Genomic DNA, 3,566 nt, shown 5'->3' with positions numbered 1-3,566 from the left:
ACGGACGTAGAACGGCCCAAGCATTACCTGAGGCCGTCCGCCAACCCTAGGGCCGCCTCCCCTGCCCCAGCCTGCCTTCGGTCCGAATGCCCATTATCGGACCCAGTCCGCGAGGTGCCGCGACATGGCCGACGATCGACCCGCCTTGACGTCCGAGCTGATCCAGGAGGCCAAGCGGAACCCAGGTGGGTGGGTAAACCAAATCGAGGGCGATTTCGGCCCGGACGATGCGATCCCGCGGGAGGCGATCGCGGGCGCGTGGAAAGTGGACGAGAACGTGGTCATCGAGGGGGAGTTCATCCCCAACCCCAACTTCCGCCGGCCGGCATCCGCTCCAGGTCGCGGCGGGTCGCCTCGGGGATCTTCCCGAACTGTGCGTGGACGGCGGCCGGTCCTTCAGGGGACCCCTTCCTCGGGGGCGACCCTCCGTCATCGGACTGGGGGATCGGGAGGCCGCCGGCGGCCTCTCGAGGGCCCTCCTCCCTCGACCTCGCGGGCGACCCGCTCGATCCGGCCCTCGACCCGGTCCGACTGAACCTCGACCTCGTCGGCCTGGTCCTCGAGCGCGCCGCGGTATCGCTCGCCTATCATCCGATAGCGTCCGGCGAGGTGGTCGAGCTGGGCCTCCGTCAGGTCCTCCACGTCCACGAACTGGTTGTTCGCCCGCTTCGCCGCGACGATGAGCTCGTCGAGCTTCAGGTGCAGTACCTTGGACTCGCGGTTCTGGGCGTTCTGGATGAGGAAGACGATGAGGAAGGGCGGCTTTCGAACGCTCGCTGTCGGCCTCACGCCTTCGTCGTCCGTCCCGCCGAATCGGCGCGCATCAACGACGAGGCGTCGACTCCCACCTCGGCGAGCATCTCCAGCGCGAAAGCCGTGGCCGCGGGGGAGAGCGTCCGGTCGGCGAGCCAGACGAGCCCTGAATGGAACGTGAGCGGCTGGGCGCCGAACTCCAGGGGCGCGAACTCGCCGCGATCGAGCTCCATGCGGACTTCATCGGGATGGATCAACGAGACGCCGTCGCCCTGGCGGACCATGGCCTTGAGCATGGTGACCGAGGCGGTGTTGACGTGCCTCCGGCAGCCCTTCGATTGACGTCCGTCGGCCTGTAGCCAGCGGCAGATCCGGGGGGGCAGTTGCGGGCTGACCATGACATACTCCCGCAGCTCCGACCGGGAGGGTGTGGCGCGCCCCGCGAGCGGATGCCCGGCGCGGCAGATCCATACCCCTCGCTGCTCCGGGAACTCGACGACCCGGTATTCCTTACGCCCGCGGATTTCCTCGATGCTCGCGACGAACAGCTCGATACGGCCCGATTTCAGCAGGTCCGGCAGGGTCTCCCACGGCTCGACGTGGATCGACAGGCTCAATCGGGGATATCGCTCAAGCAGACGGCCTGAAACGTGACCCGTCCAAATATCGGCGGCGTAGGGGCCGACGCCCACGGACAGTGCTCCGCCCTCCAGGGCGCCTATCCGGGCGATGGCCCGGAGCATCGACTCCTCGCATTCGACCATCCTGCGGGCTGTGTCGACGACGATTGCGCCGAAAGCGGTTGGGGACACCCTCCGGCCATGCCTGTCGAAGAGGCGTTGGCCCACGTCTCGCTCGATGTGGAAGAGGCTCTTCGTCAGAGCGAGCTGCGAGATGCCCAGCACCTCGGACGCCCCGCGAAAGCTGGCGTGGTCGGCCAGAGCCAGTACGTGCCGGTATTGTCGCAGCTCCATGGGAGCCCTTCCCGGTTATCGAGCCGATAACCTCCGGAAAAAACAACAATAAGACGTTCTTGAAATGCACTTTTCACAAAGTATATCAGTCTTTTACGCGTCGCGTGCTGCTTTCGGTCAACGACGATCGAGCGGGGCGTCAGGCCGACGGTGCAGCCGGGGAGGGTCGTGGTCCTGTCCAAGGTAGACCACGCCAGGGCGGACCCCTTGGGGCTCGGGGCAGCCGTGCCGCAAACTTGTCCCCGTTGGAGTGTCGGCTCGCGCACCCATCTCAAACGACAGGTCAAACACGCCATGTTCTCAACCGATGTCGGGCGGCCCATCCTGGTCTACAAGTTCGCATCCCACGGCGGCGGTCGCTACGTCGTCTACAATTCCGCAATGCTCGGCAACCCGCCCGATCACTTGCCCAATAAATGGTATGCCCGCACTTACCCCGTGTCGATGCCGCTGGGGGAAGCCGTCGGCGAGGCGTTCGAGACGGCCGAAGAGGCGGTCCGAGCGGCTCGGGCCGTTCATGCTCGGATCGACGGGACCCCGAGCTTGGCCTGATGGAGTGGGGACGGGGCTTCCAGCCCCAGATCTGCTCGAGCTTACGCGTCCAGGCGTTTCCGCCGTCAGCACCAGCAGGCGGAAATTCCTGGAACCTCAAGCTTGGGCGGTGCCATGTCGGCGGACCACGCGCCTTTCGCCGGAGACGATCTCGCGAATTGCAAGAGAACGGGCACGGTCTCCGGAAACGCGATGCAAGACTTCCGCCGCAGCCGGGCGATCCTCCACGTCGAGGACGGCGACGAGGCACAGGACTTCCTCCGTCGTCGCGGGTCCTAATCCCCTCCGGGGACGCCCCCGGCCGGCCCTCAGCCTCCTGGCCCTAGGCATGCCCGGGAACGACGGGCGGGAGCTGCTCGTCCGGCTCAAGGCCGACCCCGAACTCGCCGCGATACCGGTGGTGGCGGTCTCCATCTCGGAGAACCCGCAAGACGTCCGCCACTGCTACGCCAACGGGGCGGCGGGCTACGTCGTCGTCCGGGCCGGCCTCGCCGGCCTGTTGCAGGCGGCGAGGGCCATCAAGGACTACTGGTTCGAGGTCGTCGCCCTGCCCGGATCGTAGGCGATGCACGGCCGGCGACCGTTCAGGCGGCGCGGTCGACCAGGCCGATCACCTCGTCCACGTCGGCCGGCTTCGCCAGGTGGTGATCGAACCCCGCCTCGCGGCCCAGGCGTCGCGAGGTGTCGTCGGAATATCCGGACACCGCGACGATGAGGCATCGGTCGAACCGCCGGTCCGCCCTGAGCAGCCGCGCCAGCGCAAACCCGTCGAGGAAGGGCATGCCGATGTCCAGGATGACGGCGTCGGGGTCCTGGTCGCGGGCCGCCTCCATCGCCTCCCGGCTGTCGGAGACGACCCGGACCTCGTGGCCGGTCGCCCGGAGGCACTCGCCCATCAGGTAGGCGGCGTCGGAGTTGTCGTCGACGACGAGCACCCGGATTCGTCGCGGGGCGTGGCCGATCCGTCGCTCGTCCATGTCGCGAGATCCTTCCGGGCGGTTGTTCGATGGGACCGTACCTGCCGAGACGCCGGGGGGCTACTTCGCGGCACCCGCTTCGCGACGCGTCAGCCTACGTCAGCCGCTTGAAGAATTGATAGGGCGAACCTCCTTCGCCTCGGCCCGCTTCGCGCGACGTCGTGCGTTGCGGCGGCCTCAGGGACGCGCCGCCCGGCCCGCGACTACGAGCGGCTGGCTTCGACCCTGGAGGGCCTGCACTAGGTCGCATTGAGCATCCTGATGCTCAACAACGCCGCGCCCATCCTTGCAGCGTTGAGTTCGTAACACC

The 3,566-nt window shown here is 67.4% G+C and carries 5 protein-coding genes; 2 read left to right on the top strand and 3 right to left on the bottom strand.

The features are described from left to right. Positions 1–429: 429 nt before the first annotated feature. The gene (locus G6O68_RS31465; protein ID WP_206108286.1) at positions 430–789 is read right to left on the bottom strand and encodes a low affinity iron permease family protein; all 360 of its coding nucleotides are present in this window, start codon (positions 787–789) and stop codon (positions 430–432) included. Next, positions 786–1,727, bottom strand: coding sequence for a LysR family transcriptional regulator (locus G6O68_RS31460; RefSeq protein WP_165253657.1), 942 nt, complete (start codon positions 1,725–1,727; stop codon positions 786–788). Before G6O68_RS31460 ends, G6O68_RS31465 begins: the two co-directional genes overlap by 4 nt. 294 nt (positions 1,728–2,021) lie before the next feature. Here G6O68_RS31460 and G6O68_RS31455 point away from each other — a divergent pair, with 294 nt between their 5' ends. Together G6O68_RS31455 and G6O68_RS31450 are read left to right on the top strand one after the other, a co-directional pair. Beyond that, complete coding sequence (locus tag G6O68_RS31455) at positions 2,022–2,279, top strand: hypothetical protein (protein WP_165253655.1); 258 nt, start codon at positions 2,022–2,024, stop codon at positions 2,277–2,279. Between the two features lie 328 nt (positions 2,280–2,607). Further along, entirely contained in the window at positions 2,608–2,841 is a 234-nt protein-coding gene (locus G6O68_RS31450) for a response regulator transcription factor (protein ID WP_165253653.1), read from the top strand. A gap of 22 nt (positions 2,842–2,863) precedes the next feature. Here the strand turns inward: G6O68_RS31450 and G6O68_RS31445 are convergent, their stop codons facing one another. Continuing rightward, positions 2,864–3,256: a response regulator gene (locus tag G6O68_RS31445; protein WP_165253651.1), complete on the bottom strand. Its 393-nt coding sequence runs from the start codon at positions 3,254–3,256 to the stop codon at positions 2,864–2,866. Between the last annotated feature and the right edge of the window lie 310 nt (positions 3,257–3,566).

The organism is Paludisphaera soli, assembly GCF_011064595.1.
Taxonomy (GTDB): Bacteria; Planctomycetota; Planctomycetia; order Isosphaerales; family Isosphaeraceae; genus Paludisphaera; species Paludisphaera soli.
This window is presented reverse-complemented; position numbering and strand designations above follow the sequence as displayed.

Excerpts from the sequence above, each read along its gene's own strand:
- G6O68_RS31460 (WP_165253657.1), bottom strand. The coding sequence starts at position 1,727 with ATGGAGCTGCGACAATACCGGCACGTACTGGCTCTGGCCGACCACGCC.
- G6O68_RS31455 (WP_165253655.1), top strand. The coding sequence starts at position 2,022 with ATGTTCTCAACCGATGTCGGGCGGCCCATCCTGGTCTACAAGTTCGCA.
- G6O68_RS31450 (WP_165253653.1), top strand. The coding sequence starts at position 2,608 with ATGCCCGGGAACGACGGGCGGGAGCTGCTCGTCCGGCTCAAGGCCGAC.
- G6O68_RS31445 (WP_165253651.1), bottom strand. The coding sequence starts at position 3,256 with ATGGACGAGCGACGGATCGGCCACGCCCCGCGACGAATCCGGGTGCTC.